Annotated in this window: 16 protein-coding genes; 11 read left to right on the forward strand and 5 right to left on the reverse strand. The window is 60.1% G+C overall.

Annotated features, from left to right (window positions below; translation table 11 throughout):
• Positions 1 to 10: 10 nt before the first annotated feature.
• Positions 11 to 799 carry a cytochrome c1 gene (locus BSF79_RS14240; RefSeq protein WP_090270497.1) on the forward strand — a complete coding sequence of 263 codons (789 nt, stop codon included), beginning with the start codon at positions 11 to 13 and terminating at the stop codon, positions 797 to 799.
• Positions 800 to 866: 67 nt separating this feature from the next.
• Here BSF79_RS14240 and BSF79_RS14245 read toward each other — a convergent pair whose 3' ends face one another.
• Positions 867 to 2,123: an FAD-dependent monooxygenase gene (locus BSF79_RS14245; protein ID WP_175545335.1), complete on the reverse strand. Its 1,257-nt coding sequence runs from the start codon at positions 2,121 to 2,123 to the stop codon at positions 867 to 869.
• 46 nt (positions 2,124 to 2,169) lie between these two features.
• Here BSF79_RS14245 and BSF79_RS14250 point away from each other — a divergent pair, with 46 nt between their 5' ends.
• From BSF79_RS14250 to BSF79_RS14265, 4 genes are all read left to right on the forward strand, one after another.
• A complete protein-coding gene (locus BSF79_RS14250; protein ID WP_090270547.1) occupies positions 2,170 to 3,504 on the forward strand; it encodes an amidase in 1,335 nt (444 codons plus the stop codon).
• Positions 3,505 to 3,643: 139 nt separating this feature from the next.
• Positions 3,644 to 4,822, forward strand: a complete 1,179-nt coding sequence (locus tag BSF79_RS14255) for an aminotransferase class I/II-fold pyridoxal phosphate-dependent enzyme (protein ID WP_090270499.1) — start codon at positions 3,644 to 3,646, stop codon at positions 4,820 to 4,822.
• A 16-nt stretch (positions 4,823 to 4,838) separates the two neighbouring features.
• Positions 4,839 to 7,805, forward strand: a complete 2,967-nt coding sequence (locus BSF79_RS14260) for a DNA translocase FtsK (protein ID WP_090270500.1) — start codon at positions 4,839 to 4,841, stop codon at positions 7,803 to 7,805.
• Positions 7,806 to 7,918: 113 nt separating this feature from the next.
• Complete coding sequence (locus BSF79_RS14265; RefSeq protein WP_090270548.1) at positions 7,919 to 8,524, forward strand: LolA family protein; 606 nt, start codon at positions 7,919 to 7,921, stop codon at positions 8,522 to 8,524.
• 7 nt (positions 8,525 to 8,531) lie between these two features.
• Here BSF79_RS14265 and BSF79_RS14270 read toward each other — a convergent pair whose 3' ends face one another.
• The gene (locus BSF79_RS14270) at positions 8,532 to 9,122 is read right to left on the reverse strand and encodes a transglycosylase SLT domain-containing protein (RefSeq protein ID WP_090270501.1); all 591 of its coding nucleotides are present in this window, start codon (positions 9,120 to 9,122) and stop codon (positions 8,532 to 8,534) included.
• Between the two features lie 245 nt (positions 9,123 to 9,367).
• Here BSF79_RS14270 and hspQ point away from each other — a divergent pair, with 245 nt between their 5' ends.
• Positions 9,368 to 9,694, forward strand: a complete 327-nt coding sequence (gene hspQ / locus BSF79_RS14275) for a heat shock protein HspQ (RefSeq protein ID WP_090270549.1) — start codon at positions 9,368 to 9,370, stop codon at positions 9,692 to 9,694.
• A gap of 33 nt (positions 9,695 to 9,727) precedes the next feature.
• On the opposite strand, the gene BSF79_RS14280 is transcribed toward hspQ, so the two are convergent.
• The 3 genes from BSF79_RS14280 to BSF79_RS14290 all read right to left on the reverse strand — a co-directional run bounded on the left by BSF79_RS14280 (position 9,728) and on the right by BSF79_RS14290 (position 12,341).
• On the reverse strand, positions 9,728 to 11,305 hold the full coding sequence (locus BSF79_RS14280; RefSeq protein ID WP_090270502.1) for a gamma-glutamyltransferase family protein: 1,578 nt from the start codon (positions 11,303 to 11,305) through the stop codon (positions 9,728 to 9,730).
• Between the two features lie 216 nt (positions 11,306 to 11,521).
• On the reverse strand, positions 11,522 to 11,965 hold the full coding sequence (locus BSF79_RS14285) for an ATP-binding protein (protein WP_175545336.1): 444 nt from the start codon (positions 11,963 to 11,965) through the stop codon (positions 11,522 to 11,524).
• A 37-nt stretch (positions 11,966 to 12,002) separates the two neighbouring features.
• Positions 12,003 to 12,341: an STAS domain-containing protein gene (locus BSF79_RS14290; RefSeq protein WP_090270504.1), complete on the reverse strand. Its 339-nt coding sequence runs from the start codon at positions 12,339 to 12,341 to the stop codon at positions 12,003 to 12,005.
• Between the two features lie 91 nt (positions 12,342 to 12,432).
• Between BSF79_RS14290 and BSF79_RS14295 the strand changes: the two genes are divergently transcribed.
• The 5 genes from BSF79_RS14295 to BSF79_RS14315 all read left to right on the forward strand — a co-directional run bounded on the left by BSF79_RS14295 (position 12,433) and on the right by BSF79_RS14315 (position 15,813).
• Positions 12,433 to 13,605 carry a thiolase family protein gene (locus tag BSF79_RS14295; RefSeq protein ID WP_090270505.1) on the forward strand — a complete coding sequence of 391 codons (1,173 nt, stop codon included), beginning with the start codon at positions 12,433 to 12,435 and terminating at the stop codon, positions 13,603 to 13,605.
• A gap of 79 nt (positions 13,606 to 13,684) precedes the next feature.
• Positions 13,685 to 14,152 carry a GAF domain-containing protein gene (locus BSF79_RS14300; RefSeq protein ID WP_090270506.1) on the forward strand — a complete coding sequence of 156 codons (468 nt, stop codon included), beginning with the start codon at positions 13,685 to 13,687 and terminating at the stop codon, positions 14,150 to 14,152.
• An 81-nt stretch (positions 14,153 to 14,233) separates the two neighbouring features.
• Entirely contained in the window at positions 14,234 to 14,806 is a 573-nt protein-coding gene (locus BSF79_RS14305; RefSeq protein WP_090270507.1) for a helix-turn-helix domain-containing protein, read from the forward strand.
• A 10-nt stretch (positions 14,807 to 14,816) separates the two neighbouring features.
• Positions 14,817 to 15,440: a LysE family translocator gene (locus BSF79_RS14310; protein WP_090270508.1), complete on the forward strand. Its 624-nt coding sequence runs from the start codon at positions 14,817 to 14,819 to the stop codon at positions 15,438 to 15,440.
• Between the two features lies 1 nt (position 15,441).
• Positions 15,442 to 15,813 carry a GFA family protein gene (locus BSF79_RS14315; protein WP_090270509.1) on the forward strand — a complete coding sequence of 124 codons (372 nt, stop codon included), beginning with the start codon at positions 15,442 to 15,444 and terminating at the stop codon, positions 15,811 to 15,813.
• The last annotated feature ends 5 nt before the right edge of the window (positions 15,814 to 15,818 follow it).

The following is a 15,818-nucleotide window of genomic DNA, read 5'->3' on the forward strand; positions in this document are numbered from 1 at the left end:
ATACAGGACAATGTTTAAGAAACTCGCGATCACCGCAGTTGCTGCCCTGACCCTGATGGCAGGTGGCGCTTTGGCTTCGGAAGGGGGGAAAATGCATGATGTGGACTTCTCTTTCGAAGGACCGTTTGGCAAATTCGATCAGATGCAACTTCAGCGCGGCCTTCAGATTTATACCGAGGTCTGCTCGGCCTGCCACGGTCTGAAGTTCGTGCCAATCCGCACTATTGGTGATGAGGGCGGCCCCGCTCTGCCCGAGGATCAAGTGCGCGCCTATGCAGCACAAATGGATATCTACGATCCCGAACTGGAGGATGACCGTCCGCGTACACCGGCCGACCATTTTCCTGCGTCGGGTGATCCCAACGCACCTGACCTGTCGCTGATGGCCAAGGCACGTGCAGGCTTTCACGGGCCTTACGGCTCGGGTATGAGCCAGCTGTTCAACGGCATCGGTGGCCCCGAATACATCGTCGCGATCCTGACCGGCTATACCGGCAACGAGAAAGAGGAAGCGGGCACCACCTATTACGAGAACACTGCCTTCCCAGGTGGTTGGATCGCAATGTCGCCGCCGCTTGCGGGTGAGGATGTCGAGTTCGCTGATGGCCATTCGAACGAGCTGCACCACGAATCCGAAGACGTGGCCTCTTTCCTGATGTGGACAGCAGAACCCAAGATGATGGCGCGTCAGCACACCGGTTTTGTCGCCGTTCTGTTCCTGACGATCCTGTCAGTTCTGTTGTACCTGACCAACAAGCGCATCTGGGCGCCGGTCAAGAAAAAGGCGAAAGAGGCGTAAGCCGCTTTCCAGCTGAGACAATAAAAAACCCCGCCATCTTGCGGGGTTTTTTATTGCTGAACGATTGTCAGCCGCGCATCAGGTCAGGCAAGTCGCCGGTAAGCCCGGCAGCTTCGCGGATGAAACTGCGTCGCAGGCCAGGGATCGCATTGATCGCCCCCATGCCCAGATCACGCCCAAACCGCAGAAACGGATTGTCATTGGAAAACAGTTTGTTGGTCAAGTCCGTCGCCAACGCAAGCGACGCTGTATCGAAACGCCGCCATTGCTGATACCGCTCAAGCACTGGCGCTGCGGCGAAATCTTCACCGCGGCGCGTGGCGTTGGTAAGAACCTGTGCCAGCGCGCCGACATCACGCAATCCGGCATTCAACCCTTGTCCGGCAATCGGGTGCATTCCATGTGCGGCGTCGCCGATCAAGGCCAACCGATCCGCCACGATATTATTCGCAATTGTCAGATTCAGCGGATAGGTAAAGCGCTTTCCAGCGAGCCGGATCTGCCCAAGAAAATCGCCAAACCGCGGGCGCAGCATTTGCATATACTGCTCATCCGGCAGCGCATCGAAAGCGGCAGCATTGTCGTGCGTTTCGGACCATACGATAGAGGATCGGTTGCCCGGCAGCGGCAAAATCGCCAATGGTCCGGGCGGCATGAAGAACTGATGCGCCACGCCGTGATGCGGCAAGTCATGTTCGATCGCACACACCAGTGCAGTTTGGCCGTAATCCCAGCCGGTGCGCTTGATCCCAGCGCGCTGCGCCGTACCGGATTTGCGTCCATCCGCACCGATCAGCAACCGCCCCCGCAGGACCCGGCCAGAGGCCAGCGTCAGGCTCACGCCGCTGGCATCACGGTCTTGGCTGACCACGGCTTCGCCATCAAGCAGGGTGATCGCGTCCTGCTCCGCCATCGCCTCGGCTAGGGCGCGACGCAGGAATCGATCCTCAAGCATGAAACCCATCGGGCCTTCTTCGATTTCGGCATGGTCGAAATGCAGAAAAAACGGCGATAATGGACCTTCGCCCGCGCGCCCATCGCTGACCTTGATTTCCAACATTGGTTGGCTGTACTCGGCCACCCGCCCCCAGACGCCAAGCGCAGTCAGCAAGCGTTTCGAACTCAATGCCAACGCATAGGCTCGTCCATCGAAATCGTCTTGCGCCTGCGCAGCGCGCGGCAAGGCATCAACCACCGTCACGCTGAGGCCGGTTTGAGCCGTCGCCAACGCCAAGGCCGGGCCATTCAACCCGCCGCCCACAATCAGGATATCGCTGTCATATGTCATGCCCGCCAATATGCGCCTGCAATCGGGATTGTCCATGCGCCGTGCTGCCGCTACCGTCAGAGAAAATCAACAGGAGACGATGATGCAGGAGTGGTTGTGGAAAAGTGCCGCCGAACTTGGACGCGGTATTGGTACGGGCGCAATCAACCCGGTTGACCTGACCCGGACCTATCTTGAGGCGATCGAGGCGCACCCGCTGCGCGACCGAATCTATGCCCGCGTCACCCCCGAAAGGGCCGAGGCCGAGTCCGCCGCCGCCGCCACGCGCGCCAAATCGGGATACCGCCTTTCGCTTCTTGATGGGGTGCCGGTCAGCTGGAAGGACCTGTTTGATACCGCTGGCGTCGCGACCGAGGCCGGGTCGTCCCTGCTGAAAGATCGCGTACCTGATCGTGATGCCTTGGTTTTACGCAACGCCACCGCGATGGGGCTGGTCTGCCTAGGAAAAACCCATATGAGCGAGCTGGCCTTTTCCGGGTTGGGGCTGAACCCCAGCACTGCAACACCGCCTTGTGTCAATGACGCCGATGCCGTGCCCGGCGGATCGTCCTCCGGGGCTGCTGCCTCGGTCGGGTTCGGGCTGGCACCCTGCGGGATCGGCTCTGACACGGGGGGATCTGTGCGGTTGCCATCGGCCTGGAACGATCTGGTTGGGCTGAAAACCACGTCGGGGCGTCTGTCGCTGAACGGGGTCGTGCCGCTTTGCGCCTCTTTCGACACCATTGGCCCGCTGTGTCGCTCGGTTGAAGACGCCGCGCTGATGCTGGCCGCGCTGGAAGGCGGGCGCGCAGCAGACCTGAAAGGGGCGACGCTGCAGGGCAAGCGCTTCGCCGCGCTGCAAACCGTTGTGTTCGACGACATCCGCGAGGGGCCCCTCGCCGCCTACATGTCAGCGATTGAAAAACTGCAAGCCGCAGGCGCAATAGTGGAGAAAATCGAGGCGCCCGAGGTCGCCCGCGCGATGGATCTGGCCGGGGCCCTGTTCGCCACCGAGGCCTATGGCACATGGCGCGAGGTGATCGAGGCCAATCCGGGCCTGATGTACGACAGAATCCTGCATCGCTTCCGGTCCGGCGCGCATACCTCTGGGCCTGATTACGTCGCGGCCTGGCTGGAACTTGACGCATGCCGCGCCGAATGGAACGCGCGCGTGGCGGGGTTTGATGCTGTGCTTTGGCCCACATCGCCGGTGCTGCCGCCAAAAATGGATCGGTTGATCAAAGATGAGGACTATTTCGTGTCCGAAAACTTGCTAACGCTGCGCAATACGCGTGTTGGCAACCTGATGGGGGGCTGCGGCGTAACGTTGCCAACGGGAACACCCAGCTGCGGCATTTTGCTCAATGGCTTGCCATATCAGGAAGAGCGCCTGCTGCGCTTGGCCTGCGCGGCCGAGGCGGTTTTGATCACCGACTGAGTTCACGCCGTCACAGCGATCTGTCAAAAAGGTCACAACACCGGTCCAAACCGTTGCTTTTTCTGGACGAAAGCCGCGGGCTTGAGTAATCTGCCATCAAACGGGGCGACAATGATCCCGAAACCTGAGGCAGTTGAATATGTTTCCCGAGCGGTTTGCGAACCTACCGGCCTATGCGTTTCCGCGCTTGCGGACGCTACTCGACGCTCATGCGCCGGGCGGCGACGTCATTCACATGACGATTGGCGAGCCGAAACACGCATTCCCGGACTGGATCGCAGGTATTCTGGCCGAAAACATCGCTGGGTTCGGGCAATATCCGCCAAATGATGGCACCCCTGAATTGCGCAGCGCGATCCGCGATTGGGTGAAGCGTCGCTATGGCGTGGCGCTGGATGCGGACACACAAATCATGCCGCTGAACGGCACCCGCGAGGGGCTGTACAACGCAGCGATGGCGCTGATCCCTGAGCAAAAGAATGGCGCGCAGCCCGTGGTTCTGATCCCGAACCCATTCTATCAGGTCTACATGATCGGCGCGATTTCGGTCGGGGCAGAGCCTGTCTTTGTGCCTGCCACCCGCGAAACCGGATATCTGCCTGATTATGCCGCGCTACCGCCCGAGCTGCTGAACCGCGTCGCCGTGGCCTATATCTGTTCGCCCGCCAATCCGCAGGGGGCAGTGGCCAGCCGCGCCTACTGGACCGATCTGATCCGGCTGGCCGAGCAGTATGATTTTCAGATCTTCGCGGATGAATGCTATTCCGAGATCTACCGCGATGCACCGCCCGTGGGCGCGTTGGACGTGGCCCAGGAACTTGGCGCCGACCCCGAACGAGTCTTGATTTTCCACTCGCAGTCAAAGCGATCAAACCTGCCGGGCCTGCGTTCGGGGTTTGTGGCCGGCGGGCCGGAAAGCCTGCGCCACATCAAGCAGCTGCGTGCCTATGCTGGGGCACCGCTGCCCCTGCCTTTGCAGCGCGTGGCCGAAGCCGTTTGGGCCGACGAGACGCATGTAATCGAAAACCGTCGCCTGTACGGCGAAAAATTCGTCGCCGCCGATCAGATTTTTTCCGGGATCAACAGCTATCTGCCACCAGACGCCGGGTTTTTCCTGTGGCTGCCTGTCGAAGATGGCGAAGAGGCCGCGCTGAAGGCGTGGCGTGAGACCGGGGTTCGGGTTCTGCCCGGTGCCTATCTCAGCCGCGATGTGGCTGGGGGCAACCCCGGCAAAGGATATATCAGGGTCGCCATGGTGGCCCCAATAGAAGAGATGCGGCGCGGGCTTATAACCCTGCGTGACTGCATCTATGGGTAAGAGGACGAGGGCAGGAATGGCATATCAGACCAAAGGACGCGATCCATTGTTTGACAGCGACATGCAGGCCGCAATCGAAAAGCGTGGCAAAGAACTGTTGGGAATTGCGCTGGTCCTTCTGGGGCTGGCGGCAGCAGCGATGATCCTATCCTATCACCCCGATGATCCCTCGTTCTTGTCGGCGACTGACGCGCCGGTGCAGAATTGGATGGGGCGACCCGGTGCTTCGGTTGCGGCGTTCCTGTTCGTGATTGTTGGCTGGGGTGGCTGGATCATTGCCGCCGCGCTGATTGCTTGGGGGCTGCGGCTTGCGCTGCACCGCGGGGCCGAACGCGCAGTCGGTCGGCTGATTTTCCTGCCTATCCTGATCGCGGTCACGTCAGTTTACGCCTCGACTCTGGTGCCGGATTCGAACTGGACGCACGGCTTTGGCCTTGGTGGTCGCTTTGGGGATACGGTTCTGGGCGCGTTCCTGAACCTACTGCCGGTCGGTGCCAGCTTTGGCCTGAAATTCGCGTCCTTGCTGTTGGCAGTAAGCTTGCTTGTGCTGAGCGCTTTTGTCCTGGGCTTCACCATGCCCGAGTTGCGCTCCATTGGCCGATTTCTGCTGATTGGCGTCATAGTGAGCTATGCAACGCTGCTCAATCTTCTGGGCAAAGGTGCCACCGGCGCCGTGACTGCGGCGCAAACCCTGCAGGCCCGCAATTCCGCCCGCAGGGCCGAACGTGACCGGCAAGCACAGGAACACACCGCTTGGCAGGAACAGCCAGACTGGAATGACGACCCGGCATATGACACGTTGGTCGAAACGGATGAGCCGACCAAACCGAGTTTGCTGGCGCGGATGCCCGGCCTTATTCGCCGACCTGACCCGATGCCCGAACCCGAGCTGGTAGAGCCGACCCCGCTTGGCGACATCGACTATGCCCCCGGCGATGAACGGATCAAGGCCAAGATCGCCGATGTGATCCGCAATCGCGTGCGCAGCAGCCCGCAGATCATGGTTGAAAGCGTGGCCCCTTTGACCAAAGGCCGTGGCCGTGGGCCCGAGCCTCTGGTTCTGAACACCTCTACTCGGTCCGCCAACTTGCCGCCCGAACCACAGTTGAGGGCGCCGCAAGCTGCCACCAGCGCGCACCACCTGCAGCCAACCGTTTCGGTACGCGCCCCGGTTCAACCCCCCGTGGCCTCAGCGCCGTCCCCGGCTGCGGCCGACCAGCCTGTCACGACCTATGAGGCCGAAAGCGCGTTCGACGACTACGCCCCCGGCGAGGTGGATTTCGCGCCCGAAGTCCAACCTGAGCCTGAACCTCTGCCGTTACAGCCTGCACCCGCAGCGCAACCTGCCATGACCATTCCCGTCGCCGAGCCACGTAAAGTGGTACAACACGCACCGCGCAAAGTGGTTCAGCCCTCATCCCGCGCTCAGGCCGAGGCGCAACCGGCATTGCAGTTCGACGAGGCCGCCGCCGCGCAATACGAGCTTCCGCCACTGAACCTTCTGGCCAACCCGGCGCTGATCCAACGCCACCACCTGAGCGACGACGCACTGGAAGAAAACGCGCGCATGCTGGAAAACGTGCTGGATGACTATGGCGTCAAAGGCGAGATCGTCAGCGTGCGCCCCGGTCCGGTTGTCACCATGTACGAACTGGAACCCGCGCCGGGCCTCAAGGCCAGCCGCGTAATCGGCCTTGCGGACGATATTGCCCGCTCGATGTCGGCCTTGTCAGCGCGGGTGTCCACCGTACCCGGCCGCACGGTAATCGGGATCGAACTGCCGAACGAGAATCGCGAAAAAGTGGTCCTGCGCGAGATCCTCAGCGCGCGCGATTACGGCGACAGCAACATGAAACTGCCGCTCGCACTTGGTAAGGATATCGGCGGCGACCCGGTTGTGGCCAACCTCGCCAAGATGCCTCACCTGTTGATTGCGGGGACCACCGGGTCCGGTAAATCGGTGGCGATCAACACCATGATCCTATCACTGCTGTATCGCCTGACGCCGGAAGATTGCCGGTTGATCATGATCGACCCGAAAATGCTGGAACTCAGCGTTTACGATGGCATTCCACACCTGCTCAGCCCGGTTGTTACTGACCCGAAAAAGGCGGTTGTCGCGCTGAAATGGGTCGTGGGCGAAATGGAAGAACGATATCGCAAGATGTCAAAAATGGGGGTGCGCAACATCGACGGCTATAACAGTCGCGTGGCCGATGCATTGGCGCGCGGAGAAATGTTCAGCCGGACGGTGCAGACCGGGTTCGACGACGATACCGGCGAACCGGTATTCGAGACAGACGAATTCGCGCCCGAGAAAATGCCCTATATCGTTGTTGTCGTCGACGAGATGGCCGACCTGATGATGGTCGCCGGCAAAGAGATCGAGGCCTGCATTCAGCGCCTGGCACAGATGGCGCGTGCCAGCGGCATCCACCTGATCATGGCCACACAGCGGCCTTCGGTGGATGTGATCACCGGCACGATCAAGGCCAACTTCCCCACCCGGATTTCGTTTCAGGTCACATCGAAAATCGACAGCCGGACGATCTTGGGTGAAATGGGCGCCGAACAGCTTCTTGGCATGGGCGACATGCTTTATATGGCCGGTGGCGCCAAGATCACGCGTTGCCACGGACCGTTCGTAAGCGACGAAGAAGTCGAGGAAATCGTCAACCACCTCAAGGCCTATGGCCCGCCGTCCTATATCGGCGGCGTGGTCGAAGGCCCGGATGATGATCGCGAAAGCGATATCGACGCGGTTCTGGGCTTGGGCGGCAATACCGACAGCGAGGATGCGCTGTATGATACTGCCGTGGCAATCGTGACCAAGGATCGCAAATGCTCGACCTCCTATATTCAGCGCAAGCTGGCGATCGGCTATAACAAGGCTGCGCGTCTGGTCGAGCAGATGGAGGACGAAGGCGTTGTGTCGGCGGCCAACCATGTCGGGAAACGCGAGATCCTGGTGCCAGAGCGCTAAGGCCTAACGCATCGCACGCAGCGCAAGGGTGGATACGCAACCCTTTGCCTGTCTCGCGTGTTTGTGACGTGTCGCAGGATGAAATCCAAAGTTCAGGAGACTACATCTTCACCATGAACAAGTTCGCATCACTCCTCGCCGCGCCGCTGTGCGTTGTTGCCATGTCGCTTCCGGCGGCGGCTGAAAAGCTGTCTCTGGGCGAGCTGTCGCGCTATCTGAATGGGTTGAACACCGCCTCGGCGGATTTCACGCAAATCAATGATGATGGCACGATCTCAACCGGGAAGCTGTTCCTGAAGCGGCCCGGACGGATGCGGTTTGAATACAACCCGCCGGAAAAGACTCTTGTTCTGGCAAGCGCCGGGGCTGTCGCGATCTTTGATCCCAAAACCAATCAGGGCCCTGAAAGTTATCCGCTGAATCGCACGCCGCTGTCGATTATTCTGGCCCGCAACGTCGATCTTGCGCGCGCCAATATGGTTGTCGGCCACGGCTATGACGGGACCGCAACTACCGTGACCGCGCAAGACCCCGAACATCCCGAATACGGGAATATTCAACTGGTCTTCACTGGCGCGCCGGTTCAGTTGCGGCAGTGGGTCATCAATGACGACGCCGGGAACAGCACCACAGTTGTGCTAGGCGCCATGCAAAGCGGTCAGGGCCTCAGCGACACGTTGTTCAACATTCAACTGGCAACACAGCGCCCTATCCGCTGACCGCGCCTCATTTAATACGACGGCGACAAGACCTGAGCTGAGCCTCGTACAGGTTGGCCCGCGCGCCCACCTCACCCGAAATACGTATCAGCCAGCTTTTGCTGTTGTATGATCCGCGCGCAAAGCCGGTGTGGCCCTCGTGATAGGCCAGATATTGATTGCGGGCGTCATGCAGGGCGATACCATTCTTCTCGCGCGTCTGCGTCATATACCAACCCATAAAGTCAGTGGCGTCCTGAATGTCATCGCGACGCGCACCAAAACGCCGGGTCTCGCGCTTATACTGGTCCCAAGTGGCATCCAACGCCTGACCATATCCATAGGCCGAGCTTTGCCGCCCCATCGGGATCACACCCAGCACATACCGGAATGGCGTGCGTGCGTTGCCGATGAATTTGCTTTCCTGATAAATCGTCGCCATCTGCACATGCACTGGAACACCCCAACGGCGTTCGGTCGCCTTGAAGGCGCGGCCATATTTCGGGCGCTGACTGAGGATCGAACAAGCGTCATCCAGATTACGCGGCGCGGAGTAGTTTCCGCCGCCACAAGACGCCAGCACCATCAACAGTATCAAAGCGCGAAGAGTTCTGCTCATATGCCTCTCGCTTTCTCATTTTTTCTGCAGTTTAGCGGAAAGTGGGCGCAGAGGAAATGGCCTTTGCAGGCCCGTTGCAAAAGCACGCTTAGCATCAGGGCAATCGCGCCAAGAAAACACCCGCGCGGCACGCCTCATGCACTGTAACTGCAAGGTTCACAGACTGTTTCCCCGAGAAATCGCGGCAATCATTGGACAAATTACCCCAAAACCGTCTATCCATGATGAATAGGGGCCGCAACAACATGCTAAAGACACGTGCGAAATATCACCTGGGCCAGATTGTCCGGCATAAAAAGCACCCGTTTCGCGGGGTGATTTTTGATGTCGACCCGCAGTTCAGCAACACCGAAGAATGGTATCGCTCGATCCCCGAGGAAAGCCGACCGGTGAAGGAACAGCCATTTTACCATCTGCTGGCGGAAAATGACAAAAGCTACTACGTGGCCTATGTATCCGAGCAGAACCTTGTCGCGGACTATTCCGGCGAGCCTGTGGATCATCCGGACATCCCTGACCTTTTCGGGCCGTTTCAGGATGGTCACTATCCCCTGCACTTTCAATTGAACTGAAGGCGCCCCGCTGTCGCGGGACGCGCTGTTGGCTCAATATCCCAAGGCGCAGCCATCCTTGCGCGGATCTGATGCGCCTTCCAGCACACCATCGTCACGAATCACGATCGCCTGCGCGCCGCCAATCGGCTCATTCGGGATTGAAACATTATGCCCCAGATCCGCCAACTCTTGCCGAACTGCATCCGAATATCCGCGCTCGACCTTCATCGCGCCGCTGTCGCTGAAACAACGCGGGGCGTCGATGGCGGCTTGTGGGTTTAACCCGAAATCGCGCAGGTTCGACACCATCCGCGCATGCCCGTTCGGTTGATAAGCCCCGCCCATCACACCAAAAGGCATCCGCACCTTGCCATTCTCGCGCAACATCCCCGGAATGATCGTATGCATCGGGCGATTGCCCCCGGTCATTTCATTCGGATGCCCCTGTTCAAGGGTAAAGCCCGCCCCCCGGTTTTGCAGCAGTATCCCGAATTTATCCGATGCAATACCCGATCCAAACCCGTGGAAGATGGAATAGATCAGCGAAACCGCCATGCCGTCCCGGTCAACGACAGTGATATAGATCGTGTCCTTATGCACCGCCTCGCTCAGCGGTGCCGCAGCGACCATGGCGCGTTTTGGATTGATCAACGCCGCCAATTTCGCCGCAGTTTCAGGGGCAAGCATATGCGCCAGCCGCGTGGTGCTGTTTGGATCGGCAATAATCCGATTGCGCGCGTCATAGGCCAGCTTTGCGGCCTCGGCTTCGATATGGGCGCGCTCTGCGCCGAACGGGTCCATCGTCGGCAGATCGAAATGCGATAGGATATTCAGCATCAGGATCGCTGTTGCCCCTTGGCCATTTGGCGGATGCTCGACCAGGTCGACTCCATTGTATCGCCCACTGACCGGTGTTGTGAAATCACAAGCTGTGGCGGCGAAATCCTCGGCCTCATGCACGCCTCCCAACGCCTGCAGCGCGGTGATCATGTCTTCAGCCACTTCGCCCTCGTAAAAGGCGCGGCGACCATCTCGGGCCAGCCTGCGCAGCACTTCGGCCTGTCCGGGTGCGCGGAAGATCTGCCCGACCTGCGGCGCCTTTCCGTCCAGCAGATAATGCCTGCGCCCATGTCCTTGCAGCGCTTTTGCACTTTCGGGCCAATCGAATGCCACGCGCGGTGCGATCGGAACTCCCTGATCGGCATAATGTATCGCCGGGGCCAGAAGCGTATCCAGACCCAGTTTGCCATGCTGTTCGGACAATGTGCAAAACGCATCGACCGCACCGGGGATTGTTACGGCCTCTGGCCCATGCAGCGGCACTGCCGTCAATCCGCGCGCGCGCAACTCCGCAGCCTGTGCCGCTTTTGGCGCGCGCCCCGAACCGTTCAGCGCCAGAATTTCATCGCTTCCTGCCGGGGAAAACAGGACGAAACAATCACCGCCCAACCCGGTCATCTGCGGCTCGCAAATCCCTAAAAGGACCGCACCGGCAATGGCGGCATCCATCGCGTTTCCACCGCGCTCAAGAATGTCGATTGCGGCCTTGGCGGCTAAAGGGTGTGAAGTGGCACACATTCCATTGCATGCCAGCACCGGCGATCTGCCGGGAAAGTGAAAGTCGCGCATCGTCCAGTCTCCTGCTCATTTCGCGGCAGGTTAGTTGGCACGATCAGAACTTCCAAGGATGTCAGGAAAGAAATCCTCGGCACCGTGCACTGGGTGGGGGCTATAAACGCACGGTACCGAGGGAAGCTATTTGCAGCTACCATTCATTTATGACCTGAATTTCGGGCGGCTTTGGGGGGGGCATGTGGCAATTCTAAGGCCATTTGCCCAGCACAGTCAGGAATCTCTGATTGACACCAACATTTCAAGCGTCAGTTCATTCCGCCCGCCCACACGATGATACGACAGGTTTTCGGTTAATTCCCGGATCAGCATCCAGCCCCATCCACCTTCAGGCAGCTCCTCCGGAAGCGGCAGAGGCGCCTGCACGACCTCTGGGACAAGGATCGCCTGCGGAACCGGCACGCCTTCGTCCCCTATTGTAACGAACAGCCTGCCGCATCCGAATCGGCACCGCAGGTCGACCGGCCCCATCCCCGCACTGCAGTAGGCGTGTTCCACCACATTGTTCAAAGCCTCTGCCACGACGATCTCGACCCGACCCAGATCGTCCTGATCGGGCACGTGGCGCGCGAGCTGAGCCAGCAACCGGATCAGAGCCTGACGAACAGACATGTCGGTGCTGGTAAAATGCAGTTGGATCTCTGCCGGTGCGGTCATGTAGGGGGCAGCTCCATCCTTCGGGGGCAGACCAGAGTCAGCCAGCATTTGCCCCAACAGCCTGTTCTACAGAGTCATGAATGGCAAACACCGTGTCCATGCGAGTCAGGCGAAACACTTTGTCCACATTGGGCATAAGCGCCGCCAAATGCAGCCTGCGATCTTTGCCCAACTGCTTCATCGCGGCAACAATCGCGCCAAGGCCGCTGGAATCAATAAAGCTGACATCGGTCAGATCAAGCACCACATCCGGCGCACCGCCATCCGTCAGCTGCCGCATTTGATCCTTGAAGGCGATCGCCACCGCGGCGTCGATTCTTGTTTCCGCAACAGTCACGATCTGAAACCCGCTGCGAGAGATAGTGGACATCTGCATGAAACCTCCGTTCAACTACAATCTGATCGTGAAAAGGCTAGACCCTAATTCTTACCATTCGGTATGCAGGCACAAATCAGGAGGATTTAAGATGAAGAATGTTGTTATTGCGGGTGCCGCCCGCACGCCGATGGGCGGTTTTCAGGGGGTTTTCGACGGAATCGCCGCGCCGATTCTGGGCGGGGCCGCTATTCGCGCCGCTCTGGCCGATGCGGGCGTAAAGACCGTAGATGAAGTGTTGATGGGGTGCGTGCTGCCTGCGGGCCAGGGGCAGGCCCCTGCGCGCCAAGCCGGTTTCGCCGGTGGCTTGGGCGAAGAAGTGCCCGCCACCACGCTCAACAAGATGTGTGGCTCTGGCATGAAAGCCGCGATGATGGCCTTTGACCAGATCGCCCTTGGTCATGCGGATTCTATGATTGCAGGCGGCATGGAAAGCATGTCCACCGCCCCATACCTGCTGCCCAAGATGCGCGGCGGCGCCCGGATTGGCCACCAAGAGGTCAAGGACCATATGTTCCTTGATGGCTTGGAAGACGCCTACGACAAAGGTCGCCTGATGGGCACCTTCGCCGAGGATTGCGCCGAGGCGTTCCAGTTCACCCGCGAAGCGCAGGATCAATATGCGCTGGCATCGCTGTCCAACGCGCTGGAGGCCGAACGCTCAGGCGCCTTCGAGGGCGAGGTGGCGCCAGTGACCCTGCACACCCGCAACGGCGAAGCCGTGATCACCACAGACGAACAGCCCGCCAAAGCCCGCCCCGAGAAGATCCCGCAACTGAAACCCGCCTTCCGCAAGGACGGCACGGTTACGGCGGCCAACTCTTCGTCGATCTCAGATGGCGCGGCTGCGCTGGTGATCGCCTCGCAAGACGTCGCCATCGCGCAGGGCATGAATATTCGCGCCCGCATCCTTGGCCATGCCAGCCACGCCCATGCCCCCTCGCAATTCCCGACCGCACCGGTGCCTGCGGCCAAAAAGCTTCTGGCTCGGCTTGGCTGGTCGGTCGACGATGTGGACCTGTGGGAAGTGAACGAGGCGTTTGCCGTTGTGCCCATGGCGTTCATGCAGGAAATGCACATCGCGCGCGACAAGGTCAACGTGAACGGCGGTGCTTGCGCACTGGGGCACCCTATCGGCGCAAGCGGTGCGCGGATCATGGTCACGCTGCTGAACGCGCTGGAAAAACGTGGACTGAAGCGAGGCGTGGCCGCGATCTGCATCGGCGGCGGCGAAGGCACCGCCATCGCGATCGAGCGTATCTGAGCGTCATTCTGAACAAACACTGCTGGGGGCCGTGTGTGCAGCAAACATGCGGCCCCCTCCCCTTTCGGAACAAAGCACCATGCAGACAGACTATTCCAATCTCGCCCAAACCATTGCGGCCCTGACTGAAGCCGAGACTGACACCGTGTCCCTGATGGCAACCCTCGCCTGCGAAGTGCACCATGCCGATGATCGTTTCGACTGGACCGGGTTTTATCGCGTGACTGCGCCGGACCTACTCAAGATCGGCCCCTATCAAGGCGGGCACGGCTGTCTTGTGATCCCGTTTTCGCGCGGCGTTTGCGGCGCGGCGGCCCGCACCGGTCAGGTGCAGCTTGTGCCGGATGTCGAGGCGTTTTCCGGCCATATTGCCTGCGCCTCCTCTACCCGGTCAGAGCTGGTCTTGCCTGTGTTCAACGGTGCAGGCGCTTTGCTGGGTGTCTTTGACATCGACAGCAACCAACCCAACGCCTTCACGACCGACGATGCGGAACAGCTGTCGTGCATCCTTGCCGATACATTTCGGAATGCAGCGGCGCCATTCTGAACGCGGCATGAAAATTATCTTGAAAATTTCACCGACTCGCTGCACCGTGAAAATTGACGGTACTTTTTCACGGATCCTGCAATGCAGCACGCGCTTCCCACTGACGGCAAAACCCTGGGCGCAGACCTGCGCGCCCTGCGCAAGGCGCGCGGGCTGACGCTGGCAGATATGGCGCAGCGGCTTGGCCGCTCGGTTGGCTGGCTTTCCCAGGCCGAGCGTGACCTCTCGGCCCCCTCTATCACCGACCTGCGCCATATTGCGGCCGTGCTTGATGTCCCGGTCTCCATGCTGTTCGGACAGGCCAACGCCCCCGCCGAAGAAGTGGGCCATGTCGTGCGCAAAGAGGCCCGCCGCCCAATCGGCTCCAATGACACCGGCCTGATCGAAGAGCTGCTGTCCCCCGACCTGACCGATGATTTCGAAGTGGTGCATTCCACATTCGAGCCCCACAGCCAGATCGGCGAAACCGTTACCCGCCCGACGCAAGAGGTGGGCTATCTGATCTCCGGCACGCTGGATCTAGAGATCGGCAAGGCCCGGTTCACCATTCACCCCGGCGACAGCTTCCGCATTCGTGGCGAGCCGTTTCGCTGGATCAACCCCTATGACCAACCGGCCGTGGCGATCTGGGTGATCGCCCCGCCGGTGTATTGAAAGATGCACGATGAGCTTTGAAGCCTGGACAGTCTTTGCCCTGTTTTGGGTGGTCTTCGTCACCACACCCGGCCCGAACGCGGTCAATTGCATCATGAACGGCATGACCCTTGGCTTTCGCCGCAGCCTGCCGGGCGTATTGGGTATTCTGACACAGGCCAGCCTGTTTCTGACCCTGTCGGCCTTTGGCATAACAGCTCTAATCGCAGCCTCGCCAACAGCCTTCTACGTGGCCAAGCTGATTGGCGCGGGGTTCCTGATCTATACGGGCGTCCGTGGCTGGCTGAATGCCAAGAAACCCGTCACCACCGATGGCGGCCCGGCCCGGTCCATCTATGGACGTGCCTTTATGATCGCCACGATCAATCCCAAAAGCGTCGCAGGCTACTTGGCAGCCTTTTCACAATTCGTGCAGCCCGATGTGCCCATCGCGGCGCAGATGGGAGTGATTGTCCCCACCGCCCTGATCATCACCACGCTCAGCTATACCACCTATACCGCGCTTGGGGCCGGGCTGGGCAGGGCAGCACTTGGGGCGGTGTTCAACGTCTGGCTGCGCCGGGCAATGGCGCTGTGCTTCATCATCTATGGCGTGTTGCTGGGCAGCGCCTCAACTCCGACAGGGCGCGCCTGACATGCTGGACGGAAGCTGCCTGTGCGGGCAAATCCACTTCAAGGTATCCGGCACGCCGCAAGGCACCTCGGTCTGCCATTGCAACCAGTGCCGAAAGATGTCGGGCTTTGCCTGGTCCTCGGCCTATGTGCCGCAAGATCAGATCAGCATCACCGGCCCCGTGCACTGGTTTTCCGCCAGCCCCAAGGCCCGGCGCGGCATTTGCCCCACCTGCGGCTCGTTCTTGTTCTGGCAGGGCACGGATGAAGACACGCTCAGCTTTGCCCTTGGGGCCATCGACGGTCCCACCGGACTGCACCTGTCCAAGCACATCTTCACCGCCGACAAGGGCGACTACTACGACATCGCAGACAGATTGCCGCAAAAACCATAGGAGGC

Source organism: Thalassovita taeanensis, from assembly GCF_900110775.1.
In the GTDB taxonomy this organism is placed as follows: domain Bacteria; phylum Pseudomonadota; class Alphaproteobacteria; order Rhodobacterales; family Rhodobacteraceae; genus Litorimicrobium; species Litorimicrobium taeanense.

Excerpts from the sequence above, each read along its gene's own strand:
- BSF79_RS14240 (WP_090270497.1), top strand. The coding sequence starts at position 11 with ATGTTTAAGAAACTCGCGATCACCGCAGTTGCTGCCCTGACCCTGATG.
- BSF79_RS14245 (WP_175545335.1), bottom strand. The coding sequence starts at position 2,123 with ATGGACAATCCCGATTGCAGGCGCATATTGGCGGGCATGACATATGAC.
- BSF79_RS14250 (WP_090270547.1), top strand. The coding sequence starts at position 2,170 with ATGCAGGAGTGGTTGTGGAAAAGTGCCGCCGAACTTGGACGCGGTATT.
- BSF79_RS14255 (WP_090270499.1), top strand. The coding sequence starts at position 3,644 with ATGTTTCCCGAGCGGTTTGCGAACCTACCGGCCTATGCGTTTCCGCGC.
- BSF79_RS14260 (WP_090270500.1), top strand. The coding sequence starts at position 4,839 with ATGGCATATCAGACCAAAGGACGCGATCCATTGTTTGACAGCGACATG.
- BSF79_RS14265 (WP_090270548.1), top strand. The coding sequence starts at position 7,919 with ATGAACAAGTTCGCATCACTCCTCGCCGCGCCGCTGTGCGTTGTTGCC.
- BSF79_RS14270 (WP_090270501.1), bottom strand. The coding sequence starts at position 9,122 with ATGAGCAGAACTCTTCGCGCTTTGATACTGTTGATGGTGCTGGCGTCT.
- hspQ (WP_090270549.1), top strand. The coding sequence starts at position 9,368 with ATGCTAAAGACACGTGCGAAATATCACCTGGGCCAGATTGTCCGGCAT.
- BSF79_RS14280 (WP_090270502.1), bottom strand. The coding sequence starts at position 11,305 with ATGCGCGACTTTCACTTTCCCGGCAGATCGCCGGTGCTGGCATGCAAT.
- BSF79_RS14285 (WP_175545336.1), bottom strand. The coding sequence starts at position 11,965 with ATGACCGCACCGGCAGAGATCCAACTGCATTTTACCAGCACCGACATG.
- BSF79_RS14290 (WP_090270504.1), bottom strand. The coding sequence starts at position 12,341 with ATGCAGATGTCCACTATCTCTCGCAGCGGGTTTCAGATCGTGACTGTT.
- BSF79_RS14295 (WP_090270505.1), top strand. The coding sequence starts at position 12,433 with ATGAAGAATGTTGTTATTGCGGGTGCCGCCCGCACGCCGATGGGCGGT.
- BSF79_RS14300 (WP_090270506.1), top strand. The coding sequence starts at position 13,685 with ATGCAGACAGACTATTCCAATCTCGCCCAAACCATTGCGGCCCTGACT.
- BSF79_RS14305 (WP_090270507.1), top strand. The coding sequence starts at position 14,234 with ATGCAGCACGCGCTTCCCACTGACGGCAAAACCCTGGGCGCAGACCTG.
- BSF79_RS14310 (WP_090270508.1), top strand. The coding sequence starts at position 14,817 with ATGAGCTTTGAAGCCTGGACAGTCTTTGCCCTGTTTTGGGTGGTCTTC.
- BSF79_RS14315 (WP_090270509.1), top strand. The coding sequence starts at position 15,442 with ATGCTGGACGGAAGCTGCCTGTGCGGGCAAATCCACTTCAAGGTATCC.